The following is a 24,817-nucleotide window of genomic DNA, read 5'->3' as shown; positions in this document are numbered from 1 at the left end:
CGCATCACTGCGACGACGTAGCCCGTACTTCCGATCCCATACGCTCTTCTACCGCTCTGCTCCTGTCCGCGATGCAATCGACCCTGTTCGGGCGGCTGTTGCTGCTCTTCCTTATCGTCCCCATCGTCGAGCTATTTCTACTCGTGTGGCTCGGCGACCGGATCGGGCTCGGCCCGACCCTCCTGCTCATTGTGGTGACGGCGCTCTTCGGCTCGTTCCTCGCGCAGCGCGAGGGGCTGGCCGCGTGGCGCCGTTTCCAGGCACGCGTGGCGGAGGGCGGTCTGCCCGGCAAGGAACTGTCCGACGGGCTCATCATCCTCGTGTCGGGCGCGCTGCTGCTCACGCCGGGCGTACTGACCGACGTGGTCGGCTTCCTCGGCCTGCTGCCGCCGACGCGGGCACTCATCCGCCGCAGCGTGGCCGGGCGCTTCAAACAGTCCGTGAAGTCGGGCCAGACGCAGTTTTTCGCCTTTGGGCCGGGCGTGCCGCCCAACTTCGGGCCGCAGGGCTTTGGACGTCCGGGATCGCCCTTCGGGCCGCCTCAGCAGGACGCTCCGCCTGCGTGGAGAGGCCAACCCTCGGCTCCTTCCTCTGCCGACATTCCAGCGGAGGCTGCCGATCAGATCGAAGACGCCACGATCCTCGACGAGGATATGCGCCGTCCGTGAAGCCTTGGCGGGGGCGCTTCTCGACGAACCAGAGCGCACAAGGCGCGCGTTGGTAAGACCAAACGATCCCATCCTCTCCATGCAGCCGAGCACACCGCGCTACCGCGTGTGCTTCTGCTTTACGAACCCACGTTTTTGACCATGCTTCGCCGCCTCCCCATCTCGACTGGACCCATCTGGGCACTCGCTGCTGCCGTGGCCCTGCTCGCCTTTCCGGCGTGCGCCGACCAGAACCTCGATGCGCCCGTCAGCAGCCTTACCCCGGTCAACACGGCCGATGAGGCCGCCGCGCGCCTCGCGGTCGCCGACAACGACCTCGCCGTCGCGACCTTCGCAGGCGGCTGCTTCTGGTGCATGGAGCAGCCCTTCGAACGCTACGAGGGCGTCTCGGCCGTGATCTCCGGCTTCGCGGGCGGCACCGAGCCCAACCCGTCCTACAACGACGTGGCCAACGGTCGCACCGACTACATCGAGGCCGTCCAGGTCTTCTACGACCCCGATCAGGTGTCGTATCAGTTGCTCCTGAACATCTTTTGGCGGACGTTCAACCCAACCGACGCCGGTGGCCAGTTCGCCGACCGCGGAAACCACTACACTTCGGCCATCTACGCGCACGATGAGGAGCAGCGCCGCCTCGCCGCGGCCTCCAAGCGCGACCTCGCCGAGAACGGCCCGTTCGACGCGCCCATCGTGACGCCCATCCGCGACTTCACGACGTTCTACGCGGCCGAGGACTACCACCAGGACTTCTACCGTACCAATCCGGACCGCTACGGCAGCTACGCCGAGGGCTCGGGCCGCAAGCCGTTCCTCCGCCGCACGTGGGGCTTCGATATCTCGAAGGACTTCATCCCCGAGGACGCCCCGTGGTTCGGCGAGCCCGCCCCAGAGCCGGGTGCCATGTCGTCGGCTTCCGCCGCTGGGTCTGGCCAGATCACGCTCGCTTCGTTCAGCACCTACGAGAAGCCCGCGGACGAGGAACTGCGCGCGATGCTGACGCCGATCCAGTACCGGATCACGCAGCAGGACGGCACGGAGCGCCCGTTCAACAACCCGTACCACGACAAGAAGGACGCAGGCATCTACGTGGACATCGTCTCTGGCGAGCCGCTCTTCTCGTCGCTCGACAAGTACGACTCCGGCACGGGCTGGCCGTCGTTCACGCGCCCGATCCACGAGGAGCTGATCGAAGAGCACGAGGACCGTACGCTCGGCATGGTCCGCATCGAAGTGCGCAGCAAGCACGCCGACAGCCACCTCGGTCACGTCTTCGACGACGGCCCCGCACCGACGGGCCTGCGCTACTGCATGAACTCGGCCGCCATGCGCTTCATCCCTGTCGACCAGCTCGAAGCCGAGGGCTACGGCCAGTACCTCTCGCTTTTCGAGGACTCGAAGTCGTAAGCGAACCAACCGCCTCCACCACGAAGCCCCGCGACGCTCCATGCATCGCGGGGCTTCGCGCTTCTGCTGACATCCTCTTCTCAATTCGCCCAGACGAGGCGGCGGAGGGCGTCAGCGGCGAGGGCATAGGTGCGGTAGAACCCGTTGGAGAGCCAGAGCCAGCCGAGGTCGGCGGCGAGGGCCTCCATCGCGGTAGAGACGGTAGCCTGGGTGGCCCAGAAGCCTTGCTCGCGAAGCGCGCGCTTGACGTCGAGGGTGGTGGTCGTGCCGGTCGTGCGCATGAGCGTGAGCGCGGTCTCGCGGACGGCGGCGGGCGTGAGGACGTAGTGGGTCATGGTTGGAGTCGGTGTCTGAGTTTGGGACCGAGATGCGAGGAGGACCTTGTCCTCATGTCATGCTGAACTTGGTTCAGCATCTCGCTGTCACGGTTGAGATCCTGAATCCAGATCAGGATGACCTAGTTGGGATGCGAAGCCAGAGTTCAAGCTTCGATCTCGACGAGGTAGCGGACGGTGCACTGCGCCTCGCGGTAGACGATGTACTCGTTGTTCTGGAGGCTGCACCCGGCCTTGCCGTGCGTCGAGTCGTAGCGGCGCTTGAGCATCCCGTGCGCCTCCAGCGACTGGGCCGTGAGTTGCGAGCACCACGGCTCCCACGTCTTCACCGTGAGCGCCTTGCCGAGGTGCACAGCATAGAGCGCGAGGTAAGCTTGGTTGCTGCCCCCGCCCGTCCAGTAGGCCCCGCGCGCCGAGGTGTAGCCGAGCGACTTGCGGAAGCGGTCGGCGAAGTAGAGGCCGTAGCCGAACATCTTGCCCGTGATGTGTGCATTGGCCGGGCGCAAGACGAGGCCACTCTCCAGAATCGAGAGCCAGTTCTCGTTGCGGCTGCCGTGCCAGAGCAATCCTGTGCGCGGGTTCGAGGCCGCCGTGAGGTGGTCGTCGAACGCGGCCTGCGTACGGTGATTGGTGACACGAAAGGCGCGGCGGAAGAGTTGGGCATCGTTGCCCATGAGCTTCTGAATACGCTTTAGCGTGGCCGCATCGTCCTCCACGGCCACACGGAGGCCCATAGCGGCTTCGAGCGTCTGCGGTGCGTCGGGCATCGTCGTGCGCTGGGCGTTGACCTTCACCTGCCCCGCCATCACGTCGAGCGTCGCCTGCTCGTCGGCGAGGAGCGTGTCAATCGACGAGGTGTCACTCGGGTCGGGCAGCGCGCCGAGGAGGTAGTCCTGGACGTTACCCATGCGGCGCGGGATGACGGTGTAGAGGTCGAGCAGCGTTTGGTTGAACGCACCGAGGCCGGCGGCAGGCTGACGGACCAGAGCCGTCAGTCCGTCGAGGAGCGCCTGCGCTTCGGCGACCTGCGCCGCCGTGACCTGGTCAGCGGTGACGTGGTAGTTGCGGCGGATCGACTGCGTCGCGTACCGCGTGAGCGCGTCGACGAGGCTGCGCACGGAAGCGTCGGGGATGTCGAAGCCCTGCTTCGGCGCATTTGTGGCAAAGAGGTGCGTCACGTCGCGGTAGCCCTTGCGGACCTTCTCTCGCACCTTGCGGCTCCACTGGGCGATAGGGTACGTCCGACGCGTCCCCGCGCTGCCAACGCGGCCGTAGTGCGCTGTGCAGGTGCCGTCGCCGTTGTCGGTGAGGTCGTAGAACTTGTTGTTGTTCGCGCCCGTGACCATCACCAGCTTGACGGCTCGCGTCGTGGCAGGGGTTGCCGAGGCGGGCGGCGCCGAGAGGATCGATGCCGTAGAGGTTGTGGCGGCGGTGGCGAGGAGTGCGGACATGAGACCAGGGCTGAGGTACAGGACAATGGCACTACCCAAGAGGCTGTCGTGCCGTTCGTTTACCCCAAGATCCCAACCTGTAGTGACACGTTTTTGTCATACCCATTCGAACAAAAAAATCCCCCGGTACCGAAGCACCGGGGGACGTGGTTTTCAGACGAGAGGACTGCGCTATTTCGCCGTCTCGACCTTCGGCTGGGCAACGGAGGCTCCATCACCCTGCGCGCCCTGGATGGCAGTCGGGTCGCCAGGGAACTGGCGGATGTTGGCCGTCGGGACCGGCTTGCCCTCGCCTTTCGCGACAGGCGACGATTCGGGGATGTAGAACCGATCGTTCGGTAGCGTGTCGCTGTGACGGATGGCGGCCTCGGCGGCACGGTGCATCGCGCCGTCGATGTTGTCGGTGAGCGCTTTCACGTTGGCGCGGATCTTCTGGTCGGCGTACTCCATGAAGTAGAGTGCCGCGTGGAGATCGCGCTCCCAACCGGCCCCGCGTGCGCCCTGCATCATCTGCTGGTCGAGCTTTGCAAGGCTGGCTGTCCAGGCAAACATCAGCACGGCGTTGTCGGCCAGCCGCGCCTGCGTCGCTTGCGCCGTGACGACCTTCTCCTCCAGCCGCTTCGATGTCAGCTTGAACTGGCGCGTGTGCTCCTGGATGTGCTGCGTGAGCTTGCGGCCCCACGCCCCGAGCGACGGGTGCAGCGCCACGAAGTCGGGCTGCGCCACCTTCCGGCCGAGGAAGATCTCGGTCGCGAGCGGCACGCCCTTCTTCACGATCGACGGGCTGAACGCCCCGGCGAGGATGCGCGTCACGTTCGACTGGAAGCCGGATTCGTCGTCCCACTCGACGGCGTTGAGCACGCCGAGCATGTACTCCGCGAGTTGCTTGCCGCCGTAGGCGAAGATGAACGACTGCATGACCTCGTTCGAGCCCTCCACGATGCGGTGGATGCGGTTGTCGCGCCAGAGGCGGTCGTACTCGTTCTCGGTCATATAGCCCTCGCCGCCCATGAGCTGCAGGCCGTCGTCGATGACCTTCCAACCGTACTCCGAGCAGAAGTACTTGCACGCCGCAGTCTCGACCATGATGTCCTTGTCGTGGCGGTCAAGGAAGCCGCACGTCATGTAGAGCATCGCGTCCATCGCGAACGAGAACGCGGCCATGCGCGCGACGCGCTCCTTGACGAGTTCGAAGTCGGAGAGCGGGCGCTCGAACTGGTAGCGCGTGCGCGTCCACTTCGTCGCCTGGTCACGCGCGGCCTTCGCGGCTCCGGTGATGCCCGCTGAGAGCGTGCAGCGGCCGTAGTTGAGGCACGTCAGCGCGACCTTGAGGCCGCCGCCCTCGCGGCTCATGCGGTTCTTGACCGGCACTTTCACGTCGGTAAAGCGGATACGCGCCTGCCACGTCCCGCGGATGCCCGTCTTGGAACGGTTCTTCTCGAAGATGTCGACGCCCTCCATGTCCGGCGTGACGATGAGCGCCGTGACGACCTTCTTCTGCTGGCCGGGGCGCTTCGGGTCGGCGATCATCTGGTTCGCCATGACCGTGAACATGCCCGAGAGCGCGCCCGACGTGGACCACTTCTTCTCGCCGTTGAGGATGTAGTGCGTGCCGTCGTCGGAGAGGCGGCAGTTGGTGCGCTGCCCGGCGGCGTCGGAGCCCACGTCCGGCTCGGAAAGGCAGAACGCCGAGAGGTACTCACGCGCCACTTTCGGGAGAAAGCGCTGCTTCTGGTCTTCAGAGCCGAAGAGCATGAGCGCCTTGCAGCCGATCGACTGGTGCGCCGAGACGATCACGCCCGTGGAGCCGCAGTTGGCCCCGATGCATTCCAGGATGCGGTTGTAGGACGCGACGCCGAGGCCGAGGCCGCCGTACTCCTCCGGAATCGTCATCCCCATCACGCCCATCTCGAAAAGGCGTTCGAAGCACCACTCGGGGACATACTCCTCCTGGTCAATGAGGATGCTCGGGTGCTCGTTGTCGAAGTAAGCCTGCAGCTCCTTGAGGAGCGCGTCGCACTTGGCTTTCTCGGCGGCAGACACCTCCGGGTAGGGAAGCACGAGGTCTTCGCGGAGGCGACCCCAGAAGAGGTTCTTGATGAAGCCCATCTCCTCCGGCTCCGGCCCCATCATGACCTCCGCTTGCTGGATCATCGCCTGATCCTTGGCGGAGACGCCCTTCATGTTGCTGAGAATGGACATAGGTCGGAGTCGGTCGGTTGAATGCGGAGGGGAAGTGGAGAACCCAGGAACGGTAGGACTTCCACGCTCTGAAGCGCAACTGGCTCCCAATCACCAGATTTTCGGAAGCGCTTTCGAGGCCGCAATCTACGGGCCGAATCGAACCGTGCTCCCATCCTTTTTTGACTTCACGATGGATTGGCGACGCCTCCTTCGTCTATTGGTAGTTGTCCTCCGTCATTCGTCCCCCGTCCTTTGGTTTCTTGTCGCAGTGTCGCGGTGCCGAGGTTGGCTGCGATCCCGTTTCGTTACCGCCTTTCACCTTGTCGTCCTAAGCGAGCGTAGCGAGTCCGAAGAGCCTGCCCTCGCGAAGGCAGGGGATCTGTCAACCGGCTTTCAAGCCCTGATCGCAGCGCCGAGACAGACAAAGATCCTTCGGCTTCATCCGCTGTACGGATTGCGCTCAGGATGACACCCACGAACTGTGTGCTCTCACCGTGCTCTTTTTCGACAAGCTCCGCGCCGCGCAGGCGACCACCGGGGCCGCGCTCTGCGTCGGCCTCGACCCCGACCCCGCGCGGCTGCCTGCTCCGCTCGCCGACCTCCCGGCCCACGAGGCCGTCGTCCGCTTCAACCGCGCCATCGTCGAAGCGACGGCAGACATCGCGTGCGCCTACAAGCCCAACCTGGCGTTCTACGAGGCGCTCGGCACCGACGGCTGGCGCGCACTCGAAGCCACGCTGGAGGCGATCCCCGAGAATCGGCTGACCATCGCCGACGGCAAGCGCGGCGACATCGGCAACACGGCCAAGCGCTATGCCGCCGCGTTTTTCGACACGCTCGGCGTGGACGCTGTTACGGTGACGCCCTACATGGGCCGCGACGCTATCCGCCCCTTCCTGGACGCGGCGCACGGCTGTGCCTTTGTGCTCGTGGCGACCTCAAATCCGAGCGGGGCCGACCTCCAGGACATCGTCTTCGAGAGCCGCCCCGTCCACGCACACGTCGCGGACCTCGCCGTGGAGACAGCGGCGGACGCTCCCGGCTCGGTTGGCTTCGTGGTGGGCGCGACGCGGCCCGAGATCCTGACCGCGCTCCGCTGGGCGCATCCCAACGTGCCCTTCCTAGTCCCCGGCGTCGGTGCCCAGGGCGGCTCGGCCGAGGCTGTCCTCGACGCCAATGCGGGCGGGCCGCTGCTCGTGAACAGCAGCCGCGGCATACTCTACGCCTCGTCGGGCGACGACTTCGCTGAGGCCGCGTGTACGGCTGCGCAGGCACTCGCCGCCATGCTGCCCGTGTGAGCCGTCAGGCCGTAACGGTTAGCTCACCGCGACGACGACGTTGCCGCGCTTTCGTCCGGTCTCCACGTAGCGATGCGCTTCGACGATCTCGTCGAGTGGGTAGACGCGGTCGACCACCGGCTTGAGCACGCCCGCCTCGGCGAGTGCCGCGAGCTCGCGCTGGTTCTCGGCGCTCCCCGGCGCGTTGCCTGCGACGATGCGTTTGTCGGTGCGCAGTGCCACGAGCGGGGCGCGGAGCATATCGGGCAAGCCGCCCAGCACCTGCAGCAGTCGACCGCCCTCGTTGAGCACGCGCTCGCTCCTGGCAAACGGCGCCGTCCCAGCGGTGTCCATCACCACATCATAGCGCGCGTCTTCCTCAACGAAGTCCCGCTCGGTGTAGTCGATCACGGCGTCCGCCCCCAAACTCGTGACGAGGTCTACGTTGCGCGTACTGCAGACCCCCGTCACGTGCGCGCCGAGGTGCTTGGCGAACTGCACGGCGGCCGTACCGACGCTGCCCGAGGCGCCGTTGACGAGGACACGTTCGCCCGTCTGGAGGTTGCCCTTCCGGAAAAAGTGCAGCGCCGTGTTGCTGCCGAACGAGAGCGCCGCCGCTACCTCCCACGAGAGCGCAGCGGGTTTCGGCGCGATGGGGCCATTGGCGGAGACGGCAACGAACTCGGCGTGCGCGCCCAGCCGCCCGTCGCTGTAGGCAAACACGTCATCGCCGATGCGGAAGCGGGTGACGTCGGCGCCTACGGCCACGACGGTGCCGGCGAGTTCGGAGCCAAGGATGGGTTGGCGTGGTCCACGCACGCCGAAGAGAAGCCGCATTACGAGGCCGAAGCCCGGCGGCACGGTCAGACTGCGCACGCGCCAGTCGCCCGAGGAGACCGTAGCGGTCTGGACGCGGATGAGCACCTCGTCGCTTTTCGGCGTGGGCGTTGCGACACGCTGGATTTGCACGACCTCAGGCGACCCGTAGGCCGTAACCACCGCCGCCCGCATTGTTGGGGGAATCGCAGCCGTCGGAGAAGAGCGCATCGTTGCGATGGGGCCGATCTACAGAAGCCAACGCCTGCGGTGCTCTACGGTGCTATGCCCGTGAGGGTGCAACAGCTCGGCAACTCGGAGGGGACGCCGTCTCGCAGTGTGGGCCCTCATCTGAAGACGAGGGCACAACCAGGCCAGGTCGCCGCACCGTGCTGCCCTATCTCGTCCCCGAAGCGCGCTTGTTCTGAGCTGCGAGCGCGACGGCCTTCTCGATTCGCGCGGCTCGCGTCTGCGACCGCTTGGCGAGCTTGATCCATCGCAGGAGATCGCGCTTGGCGGAGCCCGGGAAGGCCTCGTAGTGACCCCATGCGACCGGGTTGCGCTCGAAGGCCGCTTCCAGGTCAGCAGGGACGACGAGCGCGTCCACGTCGTTCATGAAGTCCCACATGCCGCTGGCTTTGGCTGCCGCGACGACCTGCAGCCCCGCCTCGTGCATGCGTCCTTCGGCGGTCAGGCGCGCCACCCGGTCTTTGTAACTCTTAGCCCAGTGCTGCGTCTTGCGCGGCGATAGGAGTTGCATCGTCCGTTGGGCGTCGAGCTTCTTGCGGCGCCCGTCCATCCAGCCGAAGCACAGCGCCTCGTCCAGCACCTCGGACGCCGAGACGTACTTGCCAGGGACCGCCTTCTTGTAGGTGACGAGCCAGATCGACGCCTCCTGCGCGTGGTTCGCCTCCAGCCACACCCGCCACTCGGCTGCCGACGCGACGCTGACCTGTTCGAGATCGGACATGGCTTAGGAGGAGACAGGGGATTCTGCTTCGTACATGCAGGGCCGTATGCCTCGCACACCGACGAGACATACGCCTCATACACTGGCGATCAGACGCGGGCCACGCACTTGATCTCGATGGACAGCATCGGCATGACCAGCCCGGCGACTTGGATCATCGTCTGTGCCACCTCGGGGTTCTTGCCGTACGCCTCTGCACGGATGCCAAACAGTTCGCCCACGTTGGCCATCGTCGCGCCGATGTCGGTCACGTACCAGGTCTCGTCGACCACGTGGTCCATCGTCGCGCCGAAGTGAGCGAGGACCTCCTGGACGTTTGCGTAGGCTTGCCGGGTCTGTGCCGCGAGGTCGCCCTCGCCAACGAGGTTGCCTTCGCCGTCGGTGCCAACTTGGCCCGAGATGTAGATTGTGTCTCCTTGTTTGACGCCGTTGGCGATGAAGTCTTTGAACGGCCCGAAGCGGGTCACTTGGCGATCGGTGGACATGAGGGGTCTGGGTAATCGACACCGTGAGCGGCGTCGGGGGTGAGTAAACGCAAGGCACCTATGATCGGAAGGGCCTGTGACAACTTACGGTCACCGCTATCCCTTCAAGGGCACCGTGATATAAACTGGCCCAGTAGAGCACGACCCGGACGCACGAAGGCTCACACCACCTCCCCCGCCGTGCGTGTCTCCTCGGCGTAGAGCGCGGAGAGGCGCTGCGTGAGCGGGCCGACGGTGCCCTCGCCGATCACGCGCCCGTCGAGGCCGAGGACGCCGGCGAGTTCGCCCATCGTGCCGGTGCAGAACACCTCGTCGGCGCGGTAGGCATCGGTCGTAGAAAGGCGGCGGACGGCGTGCGGGATGCCGTGGCGCACGCACAAATCGAGGATCGTCTGGCGCGTGATGCCCTCGGGGCAGGCGTCGGTGTGGCTCGTGAGCACGGTACCGTCCGTCACCAAAAAGACGTGCGTGCCGTTGCACTCGGCGATGAAGCCCTCGCGGTCGAGCATGAGCGCGCTGTCGGCTCCGGCCACGTTGGCCTCGATCTTGGCGAGGATGCTCTGCAGGAGGTTGTTGTGGTGGATCTTCGGGTCGAGGCAGTCGGGCGGAAAGCGGCGCACGGACGCGGTGATGAGCCTGAGGCCAGACTTGCGATAGACCGGCGCTTTCCACTCGGGCAGCACGATCAGCGTCGGGCCGCTCTGGTTGAGGCGCGGGTCCATGCCACTCGTGATCTTGACGCCGCGCGTAAGCGTGAGGCGGATGTGCACGCCGTCGGTCATGCCGTTGGCCTCCAGCGTGCGCTTCAACTCATGCCGGATATGATCGAGCGATGGGATCTCGGCGAACGCGAGCGCCTTGGCCGAGTCGCGGAGGCGGCGCAGGTGCTCGGTGAGCCGGAAGATGCGCCCGTCGTAGAGCCGCAGCCCCTCCCAGACGCCATCGCCGCCCTGCACGACGCTGTCGAAGGGGCTCACGCCCGCCTCGTCACGGTGGACGAGCCGCCCGTTGATGTTGACGATCAGGTCGGCGTTGCGAGGGTCGGCGGTCTGGAGCATCGGGTCAGGTGTGAACGTGTGCACGTAGGACGGTGTGAACGTACGATGCGGCCGTACTTCCACACGTTCACACCTGCAGACGGCCACACATCCTCAGCTACCGCGCGGGAGGCTGAGGTTTTGCGTGACGAACACCTCGCGCTCGTCGTCCGCGGCGACGCCGATGCCCATGCGAGCATAGTCGGGCGAGAGCAGGTTTTCGCGGTGCGACGGGCTCGTGAGCCACCCCTCGACTACCTCGTCGGCGAGCGTCTCGGCGGTGTGCCAGTCGTAGGTCACGGTCACCTCGCCGAGCGCGCTGCGGCGCGTCGTGCGGCTGTCCCAGAGCGATCCCCGGAAGAGGTTCTCGCCGAAGCGCCGGTAGTCGTAGTCGTCGTTGCGGGCGCGGTCGGCGGGCTGCTGGCCGAGGTCGTCGCGGTGGGCGAAGAAGCCGACGGTCGCCATGCGCACGCTGTGCTTCCGGGCGATCTCAGCGAGGGCGGCGTCCGGGTCGAGCATTGCGAGGCCTTGCCGCTGCCGGGCCTCGTTGGCTGCGGCAAACACCGCCCGCTCGATGGCGGCGATGGTCAGCGACGCGGGCGGCTCCGACGAAACCGCCTCCGTGGCCGTGCCTGCCGTGTCCGCCGCAGGCTGCGGTGCCACACAGCCGCCTGCGGCGAGGAGAACGAAGAGCACGCTGAGCAGGGCAGGAGCAGACATCACAGCAGGGCAAGCGGGTTACACGGAGGTCAAAGCAGACGCTAATTCCGGTCGATCAGAAACGCAATGCAAAAACGGTCTCAACGTCGGGCGTAGAGCGCACGGTGAGGGTGCCGCCATGGCGGCGCAAGATCTGCCGCGAGAGCGCGAGGCCGATGCCGGACCCGCTCTGCTTGGTGGTGAAGAACGGCACGAAGATCTTGTCGCGCGCCTCGGGCTGGATACCGGGGCCGTTGTCCACGATCTCGATCACGGGGCGCCCCGTCGGCCCGGCGAAGGCGCGCAGCACGATGCGGCCGTCGGGCTGGCCCTCCAACGCCTGAATCGCGTTGAGGAGCAGGTTGATGAGCACCTGCTCGATGAGTTCGGGGTCGGCGGCGACCTCCAGCATGTCCGGCTCGATGTCGATGTCGAAGGCAATGCCGTGGGCGTCGAGCGAGGCGCGGAGGAGGTAGCGCATCGGCGCGGCGAGTTCGCGCACGGCGACGAGTTCGAGCTTCGGCTTGGGGACCTTCGCGAGGCTGCGGTAGGCATCCACGAAGTGCATGAGGCCCTTGCTACGCCGCTCGATGGTGCGCAGCGCCTCGTGCACGTCGGTGGCGTCGTCGGCGTCGAGGGCGTGGACGCGCGGCGGCCCGCCGCCATCGCCGGAGGGCGGTGCCTCGATGAGCAGGCCGCTGGCCGTCGAGGCGAGCGAGGCGATCGGCGCAACCGAGTTGGCAATCTCGTGGGTGAGCACGCGCGTGAGTTGCTGCCAGGCGTCCATCTCCTTCGCCTCCAGTTCCTGTCGGATGTCTTGCAGCGTCACGAGCGTATGCACCGTCCCGACGAGTCGGAAGCGCGTCGCGTTGACAAAGAGTTGCAGCGGCTGGTCCTCGCGTTCGAGCGTCACGAGGGTGCGGCTGCCTGACTGGAGACGCCGGAGCGTCCGGGCCAGCGTCGGCTCGGTCGCGTCGAGCTTTTGCAGCGAACGGAACCGCCCGAGGCCGAGCAGCCGCTTCGCCGCGTTGTTGACGAGCACGACCTCGCCGGTGTCCGGCCGGAAGGCGATGAGCGCCACGCCGACGTGCTGGATGACGGTCTGGAGCGTCCGCGCCTGCTCTTCGCGCTCGCTACGGATACGCCGGAAGGCATCGGTGACCTCGTTGAACGCCGCGCTCAAATCCTCGAACAGCCCGCCCCGCCCCGCCGACGAGAAGCCCTGCGAGAAGTCGTCGTAGCGGATGGCTTCGAGGAAGCGCGTGAGGTCGCGCGGCGTCTTCTCAGTGTAGCGCACGAGCGACGCGAGGCCCCACAGCACCCCGCCGGCCGCAAGCGCGGCGGCGAGGTAGAGGTCGGCGCGCCACAACCAGAGCGTCCCCGCCACGGTCGCGCCGATGCCAGCAACGCGCAGAACCACCTGAAGCCGATGGTTGCGCCGGAGCCGGCTGCCTTTGCTGAACGGGAGCGCCACGGTGGTCTATTTCGTGTTACGTGTTGCGAGTCTAGATCTAAACACGCAACACGAAATACGCAACACTCGGCACAGCGTCACGCTCTAGCAAAGATCCTACGCCGCATTCGACATCGAGCAGACGAGACCGTCGCCGTTGGTAGGCATGGCGAGGCGGCCGGTGATGAGGCCGTGGCTGCGGAGGAGCCGTTCGAGGTCGCCGCAGTCGGGCTGGACGAGCGTGTCGCGGCCGACCTCCACGGTCGGCGAGACGAAGCCGCAGTCGTCGTTCACGGGTAGCCCTTCGAGGTCGTCGAGGACGTAGGGCACCTGCTGAGCGTCGAGGAAGGCTAGGACGCCCTTCGTGTCGGGGCAGTCGGGGTAGGTGTAGATCCGCACCTGAGGAGCGCGCCTCTGCCGAGGCCGCGCCGCTGTGCGCTCGGTCGGAGCCGATCCGCTGGGCGTCGACTCGGTCCGTAGAGGTTGGGGCGTAGCAGTCGGCATGAGAGGGCGGCGCGTGGGGAGCATACAATTTGACGTCGTGAATTACGCCTGGCTTACGCTTCGGTTGCGATCTTGGCGGCGTGTTGCGTGTTGCGTGTTGCGTGTTGCGTGTTGCGTGTTGCGTGTTGCGTGTTGCGTGTTGCGTGGAAGCAAACCAACCGTCGCAGCGCCGGCAAGCGAATTCGCCTCACCGTCCACCGCCTCACCGTCCACCGCCTGTGCTATCTCGTCGTGCTGCCTACGCCCTCGCCGCTGCCGTGGCCGTCGTGCTGGTGGGCTATGTGCTCTGGCCCAACCTAGCCACCTTCGGCCTCGGGCTGCGGGGCGAGGGGCTGCGGGCCTTCTTCAGCGGCTGGGACGCGGCCGGAGTGCGCGCGCTCACCAACTCGGTCGGCATCGCGCTGGCCACGGTCGTGGGCGCGGGTGTGCTCGGCACCGCACTCGCCTACGCCTTCTTCCGCTACGACCTCCCGCTGAAGGGCGTCCTGCAGGGCGTGGCGGTGCTCCCGCTGGCGCTGCCGCCGCTTGTGGGCGTGCTGGCGTTCCTGTTCCTCTACAGCGAGAGCGGCGTCCTGCCCCGCGCGCTCCAAGCGCTGCTCGGCCTCGACGCGGTTCCCTTTCGCTTCGAAGGCCTGGCGGCCGTGTGGCTCGTCCACGTCTACGCGTTCTACGTCTACTTCTACCTCTTCGCCGCCGCTGCGCTCGCACGCCTCGACCGGAGCTTGCTCGATGCTTCGGCGGACCTCGGCGCTTCAGGCTGGACGACGCTCCGCCGTGTGGTGCTGCCGCTCCTGCGCCCCGCGCTCGTCGGCGCTGCGCTGCTCGTCTTCATGGTGGCGATGGCGAGCTTCACCGCGCCGCTCCTGTTTGCCGAGGACGAGCCGTTCCTGACCGTCTACATCTACCAGCAGAAGATCAACGGTAACCTCGCGCTCTCGGCCACGGCAAGCGTCGTCCTGACGAGCCTGTGCCTGCTCTTCTTGGTCGGCCTCGAACTCGGCCCGAAGCGGGGCCCGCTCGGCGGCGTCGCGGGTAAAGGCGCCGGACGCGGCGGCACGCCGATCCGTAGCGGCTGGGGCCGCGCCCTTGCGAGCGTGGGCGTAGCGGCGCTGCTACTGTTCGTGCTGCTGCCCGTAGCGATGGTCGTCCTCCTCTCGTTCGTGCAGGAAGGCGCGTGGACGACGCAGGTGCTCCCGCCCGAGTACACCCTCGACAACTGGCGCGCCGTCTTCGCTGACCCCGACGTGGCCGCGCCAATCCAGAACTCGATCTGGATGGCGACGCTGGCGACGGCGGCCAACGTGGTCGTAGGCGTGGCCGCGGCGCTCGTGATCGCCAAGACGCAGGTGGTAGGGCGCGGGCTGCTGCGGGCGCTCGCGCTGCTCCCCTTCGCCGTGCCCGGCACCGTGATCGCGCTCGGGCTGATCGTGGCGTTCGACGAGCCGAGTGCCCTAGGCTTCGGGCATATCCTGCTCGGTACCTTTTGGCTGCTGCCGATCGCCTACTTCGTGCGGCACCTGCCCTTGGTCGTGCAGTCCACGCAGGCCGCCCTCGACGCCTACGACGACCGCCTCACCGAAGCCTCGGCCGACCTCGGCGCGAACGCATGGACGACGTTCCGCCGTGTCGTGTGGCCGGTTATCCTGCCAAGCGTGGCCGCAGGCACCTTGCTCACCTTCGTGACGGCCCTCGGCGAGTTCGTCGCGTCGATCCTGCTCTATGTGTTCGGCAACCGCCCGATCTCCGTCGAGATCTTTGCCCAGCTTCGCCTCTACGACCTGGGCGCGGCGGCAGCCTACAGCGTGCTCCTCATCGGCCTCGTCGTGGTCGCCTCCGCCGTGACGCGCGTGGTGAGCGGACGGGCGGTAGCAGGCTGAGGGCTCGAAGGTCGAAGGTCGAAGGTCGAAGGTCGAAAAGGTGCGTCCATTGGCCTCGATCGTCAAGACCCTATCGTGCTTCACCTCCTGCCGCCCCTGTTCACTATCCCCTATCCCTTGTTCTCCCCCGGAAGTCTGTTTGAAATCGCGGGCGAGTTGAGGCGTGAACCCGTCGCATGCGTAGGTTGCGGCGTCTTCGGACGAGTGGACTGGCGCGCCTGCGGGATCAGTCGCGCGCCACTGCTCTCTGCCCCACTTGTCTGTCCCACCTGATAGCCAAGCCCCCCCTGCAATGCCTCGCATTCTGCTGGTTCTCTTGTTCACCGTGTCGCTCGCGCTGTCCGGCTGCTACGGGCACTACCACGGCCCCGAAATCGCCTACGAGGGCGTCTTCAACACGTCATCGAACATCGGCGGCGACAAACAGATCACGCTGCGCCTCTACGACAACGGCGACTATATGACGCGCACGGTCTACAACGGCCAGTCGTTTGTGCCGGTCGTCGAGGCCGGGACGTGGGCGCTGGCCGACGGCGACGTCGTGCTGCACACCGAGCGCATCGACGGCGTGGAGGTGCCGAAGCTGGCCACCGCCTACAGCATAAGCACCGACGACTTGGAAGCCATCGCGACCAACGGCAGCCCGGTGGACCACGTGTGGGCCTATGCCTCGGGCACGAAGCTCAGCGAGCACGCCCTCGAAGCCCCGAAGGCCTACGACGACCATGGCTACGGCGACGAATCACATGGCGATGACTACGGCGATGACGCGCACGGCGACGATCACGCGGACGAGCCCCACGAGGGCGATGACCACAGCGACGAGGACGCCCCGGCCGACGACGCGACCGTAGCCAACGCCTAGGCCGTGCGACGCGCGCTGCTGTTGCTCATCCTGGCCGCTGGCCTCGCTGGCTGCTCGGTCGTCCGGCTCGTGACGCTGGAGGAGCGCAAGGCCTCGGTGTGGGCCGTCGACCTCGTGGAGACGCTGTCCGGCGAGCAGGAGCGCTATCTCCGCTTCAACGCGCTCAACTGGGTGCCCATGCGCGAGGCGTTCGTCGCCGAGGGCCTCGCGCGGTCGTTCCGCGTTCTCACGCTCTCCCCCGACTCGACACGCGGCTGGGACGTGATGCTCATGACAGAGTACATCAACGACGAGGCGTTCGCGCGCCGCGAGGACGTCTTCCAAGAGGTCCGGGCACGCCCCGGCTACGAACTCAAGCGCGTCGACGGCCTTGGCCCGCGCGACCTCGCCCGCGTCGTGGAGAGCTACGAGTTGCGCGACGGCACGGTGCCGTCTGTACCCAACGCTCGGTAGCGCGATGGCCTACGTCGGAACCCTGGACTGGGCGCGCGAGACAGGCGGGCGACTCCGCCCCAGCGACCGGCTGCAGCTGGTACGCCAAGCTGCGGGATTTTACGCCGGCCAGCTTTCCGGAGGTCTACGACGCTGCCTCGGACTGGGGAATGCAGGGGCTCACGTCGACCTCAGCGCAGTCCGCGTCCCTGACTCGGCGCTCGCGCGCGCCACGGAGGCACACGTAGCGGCCGTCTCTCCGCCCTGGCTCGCGGCTCACTGCGCCCGCTCGTACCTCTGGGCGTCGCTCCTCGCCGAGCGGGACGGCATTGCCCACGATGCCGAGCTGCTCTACGTGGCCTGTCTCCTGCACGACCTCGGCCTGACGAAGCAGCATGAGGGGACCTATGACGCCGTCCACTGCTTCGCCGTCGAGGGGGCCTACGCCGCCCGCGATCTAGCCACGTTGCAACGCTGGGACGCCGAGCGCCGCGACCGGCTCGCCGAGGCCATCACGCTACACCTGAACGTCATCGTTGAGGTCGGCCGGGGTCCCGAGGCGCACCTCCTGCACGAGGGCACCGCCTTCGACGCCGCCGGGATTCGCTACAACGACCTCGACCGTGCCACCCGCCACGCCGTCCTCGCCCGACACCCGCGCGCAGGATCACCAGGGCTGAAGGACGGCCTCGTTCCAGCACTCAAGCGACAGTGTTGCTCGCGGCCAGGGTCGCGCACGGCGCTTCTGTGCCTCGGCGGGTTCGCCCGCCAGGTCCGGAAGTCCCCCTTCGAGCACTAGGCTCTGTTGGGAGATGCGCTGCGCAGCCGAGCTTGAGCGCCAGATGGGGCGCGCAGGGCGCGCGAAGCAGGCGATGCCGAAGCATTGGCGATGCCGAAGCATTGGCAATGGAGCGCAACGCGGTATACGTCATTGGGAGCCAAGCGCAGGCCGTATTGAGAATTTCAGGACAGCGCCTGCGACGTGCCTCGAAACCCCGCGCACGCAGGCGACATCCAACGAGGCGGCTGTCGCGGCCCCGTCCGCACGGTCCTCTGCCCCACTTCCCACCGTCCGGGTCTCGCCCTGTGCCCATTTCCACCGAGGTCATCCCGCTCGGCACCGCATCGGCCATCCCCACGCGCGACCGGAACCTCTCGGCGACCGCGCTTCGCCGCGAGGGCGAGATGCTACTCTTCGACTGCGGCGAGGGCACCCAGTTTCAGTTGCTCAGAGCGGGGCTCAAGCGCTCGCGCCTCGACGCGCTCTTCCTGACGCACTTCCACGGCGATCACCTCTACGGGCTCTTCGGCCTTCTCACTACGATGGCGCTGCTGGGTCGCGAGGATGCCCTCACGATTGTTGCTCCGGAAGGCTTGCCTGACATCCTCGACGTGATCCCCGGCCTCCAGGCACACCAGCTGCCCTACCCCCTCCGCCACGTCGGCCTGGCCCCCGGCTTCGGCCACGCTGTCGTCTTCGACGCGCCGGCCTACTACGTCGAGGCGCGGCCTCTCGAGCACCGGGTCTTCGCGGCGGGGTACCGATTCCAGGAAAAGGTGCGTCCAGGCAAGGTGGACGGCGAGAAGGCGCAGGCGCTCGGGTTCGCCGAGAACTGGCACTTCGAAGCGGTGAAGAACGGCAAGCCCGTCACCATCGGCGGGCGCACGGTGCAGCCGGAGGACATCGTCGGCCCCGACCGGCCGGGCGTGTCGTTTGCCTATGTCTTGGACACGATGCCGTGCACGGCTGGCCGCCGGCTGGCCGAGGGCGTCGACTTGCTCATCCATGAGGCGACCTTCACCGAGGACGAGGCGCAACGCGCCGAGGAAGTAGGCCACTCGACCGCCCGGCAGGCCGCAACGATCGCGAAGCAGGCCGGGGCGCAGCACCTCTTGCTGACCCATTTCTCGGCCCGCTACGCCGACCTCCAGCCGCTCGTGGACGAAGCCCGCGCCGTCTTTCCGAACACAGCGGCGGCGGAGGAGTTGAGAACCTACGTGCTCACGCCGCCGGCGTAGGACGCAGTAGCAAGTGTCAGGTATCAAGTAGCAGGAGGACCGCCTCCGCTGCACTCTTGGCGCTTGTCACTTGTCACTCGCAACTCATCCCCTCGTGGCTCAATCCAACGGCTCCGACGCCGACGCTCAGCAGTCCAACGACCTAGCGAAGCAAACCCCTGCCAAGAACGACGACGGCAACGCGCTCGACGGTCGCCTCTTCAAGCGCATCCTGACGTTCCTGCTGCCCTACAAAGGATGGGTCGCGCTCGCGCTCCTCGGCACGTTCGCGGTGGCGTTCCTCGGGCCGCTGATGCCCAAGCTCGTCCAGGTCGCCATCGACGACCACATCGTAGTGGGCGACATCGACGGGCTGCGGACGATCGTGCTCATCCTCGCGGCCGTGCTCGTCGGCGAGGGCCTGCTCCGCTTCGGCATGGGCTACCTCACCCAGTGGATCGGCCAGCACGCGCTCTACGACCTCCGCACGACCGTCTTCCGGCACGTCCAGCAGCAGCGCCTCGGCTTCTTCGACACGACGCCGCTCGGGCGGCTCATCACGCGGACGACCAACGACATCGAGGCACTCGCCACGCTCCTCTCCGCTGGCGTCGTGACGATGCTCGGCGACCTCTTCCGGCTCGTCTTCATCGCGAGCTTCATGTTCGCGCTCAACTGGGAGTTGGCCCTCATCGCGCTCACGATGATGCCCATCATGCTCTGGGCGACGATGACCTTCCGCGCGAAGGTGCGCGTGGCCTACCGCGAGACGCGCAAGCAGGTCGGGCGGCTCAACAGCTTCCTCCAAGAGCACGTCACCGGCATGAAGGTCGTCCAGATCTTCGGCCGCGAGACTGAGGAGCAGCGGCGCTTCACCGCCATCAACGACGACCACCGCAACGCCCACGTCAAGACGGTCCTCTACTTCGCGGTCTTCTGGCCCGTCGTAGACCTCATCGCCTCGACGGCGCTCGGGCTCGTGATCTGGTACGGCGGCACCGAGGCCATGCGCGAGGCCGTCACCGTCGGCGTGCTGATCGCGTTCATCCAGTACGTGCGGCAGTTCTTCGAGCCCATCCGCAACCTCTCGGACCAGTACAACATGCTCCAGAGCGCGATGGCCGCCTCGGAGCGCGTGTTCGACCTCCTCGACACGGACACCGCCATCCGTGAGCCGGAGCAGCCCGCGTCGCTGGGCGAGGGCGCTGGGCGCATCGAGTTCCGGGGCGTGTGGTTTGCCTACACGAACCTCCCCGACTCCGATGAGCCTAACTGGGTGCTCCGCGACGTGTCGTTCACCGCCGAGCCCGGCGAGGTTGTGGCGCTCGTCGGCGCGACGGGCTCCGGCAAGTCGACCATTATCAACTTGCTCCTGCGCTTTTATGAACCACAGCGCGGGGACATCTTGGTCGATGGCATCCCGATCCAGACGCTCCGCCTCGCCGACCTCCGCCACCGCATCGGGCTGGTCTTGCAGGACGTGTTCCTCTTCTCGGGCTCCATCGAAGAGAACATCACGCTTGGCGACCCTTCGAAGAGTCTGGACGACGCGCGCCGTGCCGCTGCGCTCGTAGGGGCTGACACGTTCATCGAGCGCCTGCCGGATGGCTACGCGCACGATGTCCGCGAGCGCGGTCAGACGCTCTCGCACGGGCAGCGGCAGTTGCTCTCGTTCATCCGCGCGCTCGTCTATGACCCCGCGATCCTCGTCCTCGACGAGGCCACGAGTAGCGTGGACACCGAAACCGAGGAGATGGTGCAGCAGGCGCTCGGCGTGCTCATGGACGGCCGCACGAGTCTCGTGGTGGCGCACCGCCTCTCCACTATCCAGGACGCCGACGAGATCCTCGTCTTGCACAAGGGCGTCGTCCGCGAGCGCGGCGATCATCAAGCTCTCCTCGCCCAGGACGGCCTCTACCGCACGCTCTACGACCTCCAGTACGCCGACCAGGAGCGGCAGGCCGCCTGAGCGATGCTCGTTGAACTCGCTATCGGAGATGCCTACGGCGCGGGCTTTGAGTACGTCTCGAAGCGGATCACCCGCGAGCACAACGACCTCAGCGGCTACATCCAGCACCCGCGCCACGGCACGGCACCAGGCTGCTACACCGACGACACGCAGATGACGCTCGCCATCGCCGAGGCCATCGTCTCGGGCGAGCCGTGGACGCCTGAGAATCTGGCCCGGCGCTTTGTGGAGGTCTACAAGCGCGACCCGCGTGAGGGCTATGCCCGGGGCTTCCGCGCCTTTCTCGAAGAGGTGCACGACGGGACGGAGTTCCTGGACCGGATTCGACCGGAAAGCGACAAGAGCGGTGCCGCGATGCGTGCCGTTCCCATCGGCGTCTACCCGGACGTTCCCACGGTCATCGAGCGCAGCCGCCTCCAGGCCGCGATCACGCACGACACGCCCGGCGGTATCGCGGCCAGCGTAGCGACGAGCCTGATGGCGCACTACTTCCTCTACGACCTCGGACCGAAGGCCGGCCTGCCCGCCTTCATCGCTACACACGTCGATGGGCCGTGGACGACGCCCTGGCGTGGCAAGGTCGGCGCAGAGGGGATGATGAGCGCGCACGCGGCGGTGACCGCGATCACGCAGTCGACCACGCTCAGTGGCCTGCTCAAGCGCTGCATCGCGCTCCTGGGCGACGTAGACACCGTCGCCACCATTGCGCTTGGGGCTGCCTCCTGCTCGCCGGAGTTCGAGAAGGACCTGCCTGACGTGCTGGTGGCCGGTTTGGAAGACAGCTCGTACGGCCGCACCTACCTCCAGCGCCTCGACGCGCAGCTAGTGGCGATGATGCCCCGCTAGCCAAACACGCGATCGAAGTAGCGCTGGGCGGCGTCTTCGTGGGCCTGCAGCTTCTCGTCACCCATGCGGTCGAGATGGCCGGTGAGCATCGACATGCGGTGATAGCCCTCGACCTCCTCGCGGTAGTCGCGCATGAACGTCCAGTAGAGGCCATCCCACTCCGCTTCCCAGTCGCCGCGCGGGTAGTGGCTCATCTTGCGGAGGTAGTTCGAGCCGCTCATGTAGGGCTTCGTGGTGATGAGCGGCCCGGCGGCGTGCTGGCTCATGCCATACGTGTTGGGCACCATCACCCAGTCGTAGGCATCGACGAAGAGTTCCATGAACCAGCGGTAGACCGCGCGCGGGTGGATGCGCGAGAGAAAGAGCGCGCCGCCGAGCACCATCAGCCGCTCGATGTGGTTGGCATAGCCCGTCTTGAGCACGCGCCGGATCACGTCGTCTACGGGGACGAGGCCGGTCGTGCCGTCGTACCACGCGTCGGGCATGTCGCGCTCGAAGTCCCACATGTTGCCGGTGCGCATCGGGACGCCTTCGAGGTCGTAGGTGGCGCGCATGAACTCGCGCCAGCCGATCACCTGGCGGACGAACCCTTCGAGCGAGGCAATGGGCGCGTAGGCGGGCGTGTCACCGGCGCGGGCCATCACGGCGTCAAGGACCTGCTTCGGGGTGACGAGGCCGATGTTGAGCATCGGCGTGAGCACGGCGTGGTAGAAGTGCGACTGCCCCGGCTCGATGGCGTCCTCGAACGGCCCGAAGCGATCCAGCCGCTCTTCAACGAAGACATCGAGCCAGTGCGCGGCGGCCTCGTGCGTGGTCGGGTACGGCAGCGGCCCGCTCTCGCCGAGGTGGTCCGGGAAGTGTTCCTCGACATAGCGCACGGCTTCCTCGGTGTAGTCGTCCGGCTCGACGGTCGGGACGGGCGGCACCTCGGCGATGGCTTTCTTCGTGAGCTTCTTCCGGTTGTCGTGGTCGAAGCTCCACTGGCCACCCGATGGCTCACCGTGCTCGTCGATGAGGAGGCCGAAGCGGCGGCGCTGGTGCTTGTAGAAGTCGGCCATGAAGTAGCGCTTCCGGCCGTCGAAGAAGTCCGCGTTCTCGGCGCGCGTGTTGAGGAAGAGCGGCGTCTCCAGCACCTCGCGCTCGATCCCCGCATCGCGGGCAGCCTGGTCGAGGCGCTTTTCGAGCGTGAAGTCGACGGGCTCGCAGTAGCGCACCGCCGTGACGCCATCCTCAGCGAGTTGGGCGAGGAGGTCGGCCGTCGAGGTGCGGTCCGCCCAGGCGACGTAGCGGACGGTGTGGCCGTCGCGCTCCAGCCGGTCGGCGGTGCGTCGCATCGTGGCGCGATGGAGGACGAGGCGCAGCTTGTGGTAACGCGCGGGGTACTGCTCGTCGCGGAAGAGGAGGTCGTCTTCGACGAGCACGACCTCGTCGGGTTGGTCGAGGTCGGGGTCGAGCGCGGGGTGGTCGGCGAAGAGCTGGTTCGGGAAAACGAGCGCGGCGAGGGACATGAAGGTTAAGACGTGGGCGGCGGGGAAGTGCCCTCGCTGTACCAGAGCCGCATCGTCGCTGATCCCTGGCCAACGCTGCGGCCGTTGTCGACCGCGCTAGGTTGTCCTTCAGCGCTTCGCCGCCTAGCTTGGGCCGCGGATCCGCATGCCCCAACCCGACGCGACCTCGCTGGATGGAACCGAGTTTGAGCTTTCCTCAGGGCATCCTGCTTATCGGTGCGGCGCAAGGGGCGATGCTCAGCCTGGCAAGCGTGCTCCGGCCCGCCGAGAACCGGACAGCTAGTCGTCTCCTCGCGGGCATCCTTTTCATGCTGGTGCTGCTGATGCTCGCGCTCATCCGCGGCTTCGGCCAGGGGCCGGGCCTCCCCACTGCCCCGCCGGAGGACGTACCCTATCTCATGCTGCATCTGTCGGGCGTTCTCCCGCTCCTGCTTGGCCCGCTGGTCTACTTCTACACCCGCACTTCCGTCGACGCGCGCTACCTCTATACGCCCGCGCGCTTGCTGCACGGCCTCCCTGCGCTCGTTCACCTGTCGCTACTCGTACCGCTGCTCTTCGTCGGTGCCGACCTCCGGGCCGACTACGTGACCCACTACACTGAGCGCAATCTCTATCGCAGCATGATCCCCGGAGTGCCGCTCGGGCTGATCGTGACGGTCAGCTATGTCCTTGGCGCGTTTGTCTGGATCCGTCGCTTTGAGGCGCACGTGACGCACGTGGCCTCGTTCGACGTCACCCAGCGGGTGCGGTGGCTTAAGTGGTTCACGGGCCTGATGGTGGTGCTGATGGCCTTGCTGAGCGTGTTCAGGCTGCGCGCGCCCTACCAGTTCTTGGGCGCGAGCGCCCTGACCACCTTCATGAGCACCCTTACGCTGATCGCGCTGGTGCGCCCCACCGTGTTCCACAGCATTCCTCCCGCGCTCCGTCTCACCGACGAAGACACGCGCCCGGAGAAGTACGGTGCCTCGCCGCTCACGGAGACGCAGAAGGCGACCTACCTGGAGACGCTCCTCCAGCACTTCGACACGGACCGGCCCTACCTCCGAACGGACCTCACGCTCCGTGAGGTCGCCGACCAGATCGAGGTCCCCCAGCGGTACGTCTCGCAGGTCATCAACGAGAAGCTCGACCAGCACTTCATGGACTTCGTCAACGGCCACCGGGTGGAGGCGGCCAAGACGATGCTGGTAGACACCGCCTGGGCGCACCTGACGATCGACGGGATCGCGGGCGAGGCCGGCTTCAACTCGCGCTCCGCCTTCTACACCGCCTTCAAGAAGGCGACGGGGACGACGCCCGGCGCGTTTCGGCGCACGCAGGCGAGCAGCTAAGCCGTCGCCAACATCGGCGACTCTGGGCGTTTTTCGCGTCCTGCTGTCCGGAAACAGGAATCTGGACATCCACCCATAGCTCTCTGGACAGCTCGGCGTAGCGAGCTGGCCATCTTGGCTCCCGTCGCCGCACCAGGCTCGCTCTCGCACGAGATCGCCTGGTCGGCGAGCACCCCGGACGCATGTCGGCGACCGGGCCCACGATGAACAGAAAACCGTATTCGACCATGACCCGAACCTTCGCACGCACCCTGCCCGCCTCGCCCCCGCTCACCGGCGCTAGCCCTCTCAGCCTGGGCCTCCTCGCCGCGCTCTCGCTGCTGCTTGCTGCTCCTGTGTTCGCGCAACCAGCTGCTCCAAACGCGGAGGCGCGCGAGCGCATCAGCCGCCAGGTTGACGACACGCTGTTCCGCCTCGATCTCAACGAGGAGCAGCGCTACGCTGTCGCTCCCATCTTGGAGGCGGACATGCTGGAGCGGCTTGCCGTGCTGCAGGAGTATGGCATCGACCCGCAAAACCCCAGCGCGAACGGCCGCCCGAGCATGCGCGCCCTGCGCAAGATGCGCGGGGACATTGAGGACGTTCGAGACCGCACGGAATCACAGTTGAGGGACCACCTCACCGACGACCAACTCGACGCTTGGAAGGAAATCGAAGAGGAGCGCCAGGCCGAGATGCGTGCCCGCTTCCGGAACTAAACGCCGCGCC

23 protein-coding genes are annotated in these 24,817 nt (G+C 66.8%); 12 read left to right on the top strand and 11 right to left on the bottom strand.

Annotated elements, in window-relative coordinates:
- Window positions 1-71 precede the first annotated feature (71 nt).
- A complete protein-coding gene (locus AAFU51_07450) occupies window positions 72-668 on the top strand; it encodes an FxsA family protein (GenBank protein ID MEO1571089.1) in 597 nt (198 codons plus the stop codon).
- Window positions 669-809: 141 nt separating this feature from the next.
- Window positions 810-2,072: a peptide-methionine (R)-S-oxide reductase MsrB gene (gene msrB / locus AAFU51_07445; GenBank protein ID MEO1571088.1), complete on the top strand. Its 1,263-nt coding sequence runs from the start codon at window positions 810-812 to the stop codon at window positions 2,070-2,072.
- An 80-nt stretch (window positions 2,073-2,152) separates the two neighbouring features.
- Here the strand turns inward: msrB and AAFU51_07440 are convergent, their stop codons facing one another.
- The 3 genes from AAFU51_07440 to AAFU51_07430 all read right to left on the bottom strand — a co-directional run bounded on the left by AAFU51_07440 (window position 2,153) and on the right by AAFU51_07430 (window position 6,060).
- Window positions 2,153-2,407: a hypothetical protein gene (locus AAFU51_07440; GenBank protein MEO1571087.1), complete on the bottom strand. Its 255-nt coding sequence runs from the start codon at window positions 2,405-2,407 to the stop codon at window positions 2,153-2,155.
- 146 nt (window positions 2,408-2,553) lie between these two features.
- Window positions 2,554-3,858 (bottom strand): WGR domain-containing protein, encoded by a 1,305-nt coding sequence (locus tag AAFU51_07435; GenBank protein MEO1571086.1) that lies wholly within the window; start codon window positions 3,856-3,858, stop codon window positions 2,554-2,556.
- A gap of 171 nt (window positions 3,859-4,029) precedes the next feature.
- Entirely contained in the window at window positions 4,030-6,060 is a 2,031-nt protein-coding gene (locus AAFU51_07430; protein ID MEO1571085.1) for an acyl-CoA dehydrogenase family protein, read from the bottom strand.
- A 476-nt stretch (window positions 6,061-6,536) separates the two neighbouring features.
- Here AAFU51_07430 and pyrF point away from each other — a divergent pair, with 476 nt between their 5' ends.
- The gene (pyrF, locus tag AAFU51_07425) at window positions 6,537-7,340 is read left to right on the top strand and encodes an orotidine-5'-phosphate decarboxylase (GenBank protein MEO1571084.1); all 804 of its coding nucleotides are present in this window, start codon (window positions 6,537-6,539) and stop codon (window positions 7,338-7,340) included.
- An 18-nt stretch (window positions 7,341-7,358) separates the two neighbouring features.
- Here pyrF and AAFU51_07420 read toward each other — a convergent pair whose 3' ends face one another.
- The 7 genes from AAFU51_07420 to AAFU51_07390 all read right to left on the bottom strand — a co-directional run bounded on the left by AAFU51_07420 (window position 7,359) and on the right by AAFU51_07390 (window position 13,283).
- Window positions 7,359-8,366: an NAD(P)-dependent alcohol dehydrogenase gene (locus AAFU51_07420; protein MEO1571083.1), complete on the bottom strand. Its 1,008-nt coding sequence runs from the start codon at window positions 8,364-8,366 to the stop codon at window positions 7,359-7,361.
- 166 nt (window positions 8,367-8,532) lie between these two features.
- Window positions 8,533-9,105: a YdeI/OmpD-associated family protein gene (locus AAFU51_07415; GenBank protein ID MEO1571082.1), complete on the bottom strand. Its 573-nt coding sequence runs from the start codon at window positions 9,103-9,105 to the stop codon at window positions 8,533-8,535.
- Between the two features lie 89 nt (window positions 9,106-9,194).
- Window positions 9,195-9,590, bottom strand: coding sequence for a RidA family protein (locus AAFU51_07410; protein MEO1571081.1), 396 nt, complete (start codon window positions 9,588-9,590; stop codon window positions 9,195-9,197).
- 161 nt (window positions 9,591-9,751) lie between these two features.
- On the bottom strand, window positions 9,752-10,672 hold the full coding sequence (locus AAFU51_07405) for an aminotransferase class IV (protein MEO1571080.1): 921 nt from the start codon (window positions 10,670-10,672) through the stop codon (window positions 9,752-9,754).
- 69 nt (window positions 10,673-10,741) lie between these two features.
- Window positions 10,742-11,347, bottom strand: a complete 606-nt coding sequence (locus AAFU51_07400) for a CAP domain-containing protein (protein MEO1571079.1) — start codon at window positions 11,345-11,347, stop codon at window positions 10,742-10,744.
- A gap of 55 nt (window positions 11,348-11,402) precedes the next feature.
- On the bottom strand, window positions 11,403-12,800 hold the full coding sequence (locus tag AAFU51_07395; protein MEO1571078.1) for an ATP-binding protein: 1,398 nt from the start codon (window positions 12,798-12,800) through the stop codon (window positions 11,403-11,405).
- Window positions 12,801-12,896: 96 nt separating this feature from the next.
- The gene (locus AAFU51_07390) at window positions 12,897-13,283 is read right to left on the bottom strand and encodes a hypothetical protein (GenBank protein ID MEO1571077.1); all 387 of its coding nucleotides are present in this window, start codon (window positions 13,281-13,283) and stop codon (window positions 12,897-12,899) included.
- Between the two features lie 218 nt (window positions 13,284-13,501).
- On the opposite strand from AAFU51_07390, the gene AAFU51_07385 reads away from it, so the two are divergent.
- The 7 genes from AAFU51_07385 (at window position 13,502) to AAFU51_07355 (ending at window position 21,270) form a co-directional block, all read left to right on the top strand.
- Window positions 13,502-15,160, top strand: coding sequence for an iron ABC transporter permease (locus AAFU51_07385; GenBank protein ID MEO1571076.1), 1,659 nt, complete (start codon window positions 13,502-13,504; stop codon window positions 15,158-15,160).
- 292 nt (window positions 15,161-15,452) lie between these two features.
- Window positions 15,453-16,025: a hypothetical protein gene (locus tag AAFU51_07380; protein MEO1571075.1), complete on the top strand. Its 573-nt coding sequence runs from the start codon at window positions 15,453-15,455 to the stop codon at window positions 16,023-16,025.
- 3 nt (window positions 16,026-16,028) lie between these two features.
- Window positions 16,029-16,478: a hypothetical protein gene (locus AAFU51_07375; GenBank protein MEO1571074.1), complete on the top strand. Its 450-nt coding sequence runs from the start codon at window positions 16,029-16,031 to the stop codon at window positions 16,476-16,478.
- Between the two features lie 4 nt (window positions 16,479-16,482).
- Complete coding sequence (locus AAFU51_07370; GenBank protein ID MEO1571073.1) at window positions 16,483-17,256, top strand: HD domain-containing protein; 774 nt, start codon at window positions 16,483-16,485, stop codon at window positions 17,254-17,256.
- A gap of 293 nt (window positions 17,257-17,549) precedes the next feature.
- On the top strand, window positions 17,550-18,476 hold the full coding sequence (gene rnz / locus AAFU51_07365; protein ID MEO1571072.1) for a ribonuclease Z: 927 nt from the start codon (window positions 17,550-17,552) through the stop codon (window positions 18,474-18,476).
- A 94-nt stretch (window positions 18,477-18,570) separates the two neighbouring features.
- Window positions 18,571-20,424 carry an ABC transporter ATP-binding protein gene (locus AAFU51_07360; GenBank protein ID MEO1571071.1) on the top strand — a complete coding sequence of 618 codons (1,854 nt, stop codon included), beginning with the start codon at window positions 18,571-18,573 and terminating at the stop codon, window positions 20,422-20,424.
- 3 nt (window positions 20,425-20,427) lie between these two features.
- Window positions 20,428-21,270, top strand: coding sequence for an ADP-ribosylglycohydrolase family protein (locus tag AAFU51_07355; GenBank protein MEO1571070.1), 843 nt, complete (start codon window positions 20,428-20,430; stop codon window positions 21,268-21,270).
- On the opposite strand, the gene AAFU51_07350 is transcribed toward AAFU51_07355, so the two are convergent.
- The gene (locus tag AAFU51_07350) at window positions 21,267-22,778 is read right to left on the bottom strand and encodes a cryptochrome/photolyase family protein (GenBank protein MEO1571069.1); all 1,512 of its coding nucleotides are present in this window, start codon (window positions 22,776-22,778) and stop codon (window positions 21,267-21,269) included. The genes AAFU51_07355 and AAFU51_07350 overlap by 4 nt on opposite strands.
- A 185-nt stretch (window positions 22,779-22,963) precedes the next feature.
- On the opposite strand from AAFU51_07350, the gene AAFU51_07345 reads away from it, so the two are divergent.
- Together AAFU51_07345 and AAFU51_07340 are read left to right on the top strand one after the other, a co-directional pair.
- Window positions 22,964-24,109, top strand: coding sequence for a helix-turn-helix domain-containing protein (locus tag AAFU51_07345; protein ID MEO1571068.1), 1,146 nt, complete (start codon window positions 22,964-22,966; stop codon window positions 24,107-24,109).
- Between the two features lie 227 nt (window positions 24,110-24,336).
- Window positions 24,337-24,807, top strand: a complete 471-nt coding sequence (locus tag AAFU51_07340) for a hypothetical protein (protein MEO1571067.1) — start codon at window positions 24,337-24,339, stop codon at window positions 24,805-24,807.
- The last annotated feature ends 10 nt before the right edge of the window (window positions 24,808-24,817 follow it).

The sequence above is a fragment of the Bacteroidota bacterium genome (assembly GCA_039821555.1).
In the GTDB taxonomy this organism is placed as follows: Bacteria; Bacteroidota; Rhodothermia; order Rhodothermales; family Rubricoccaceae; genus JBCBEX01.
This window is presented reverse-complemented; position numbering and strand designations above follow the sequence as displayed.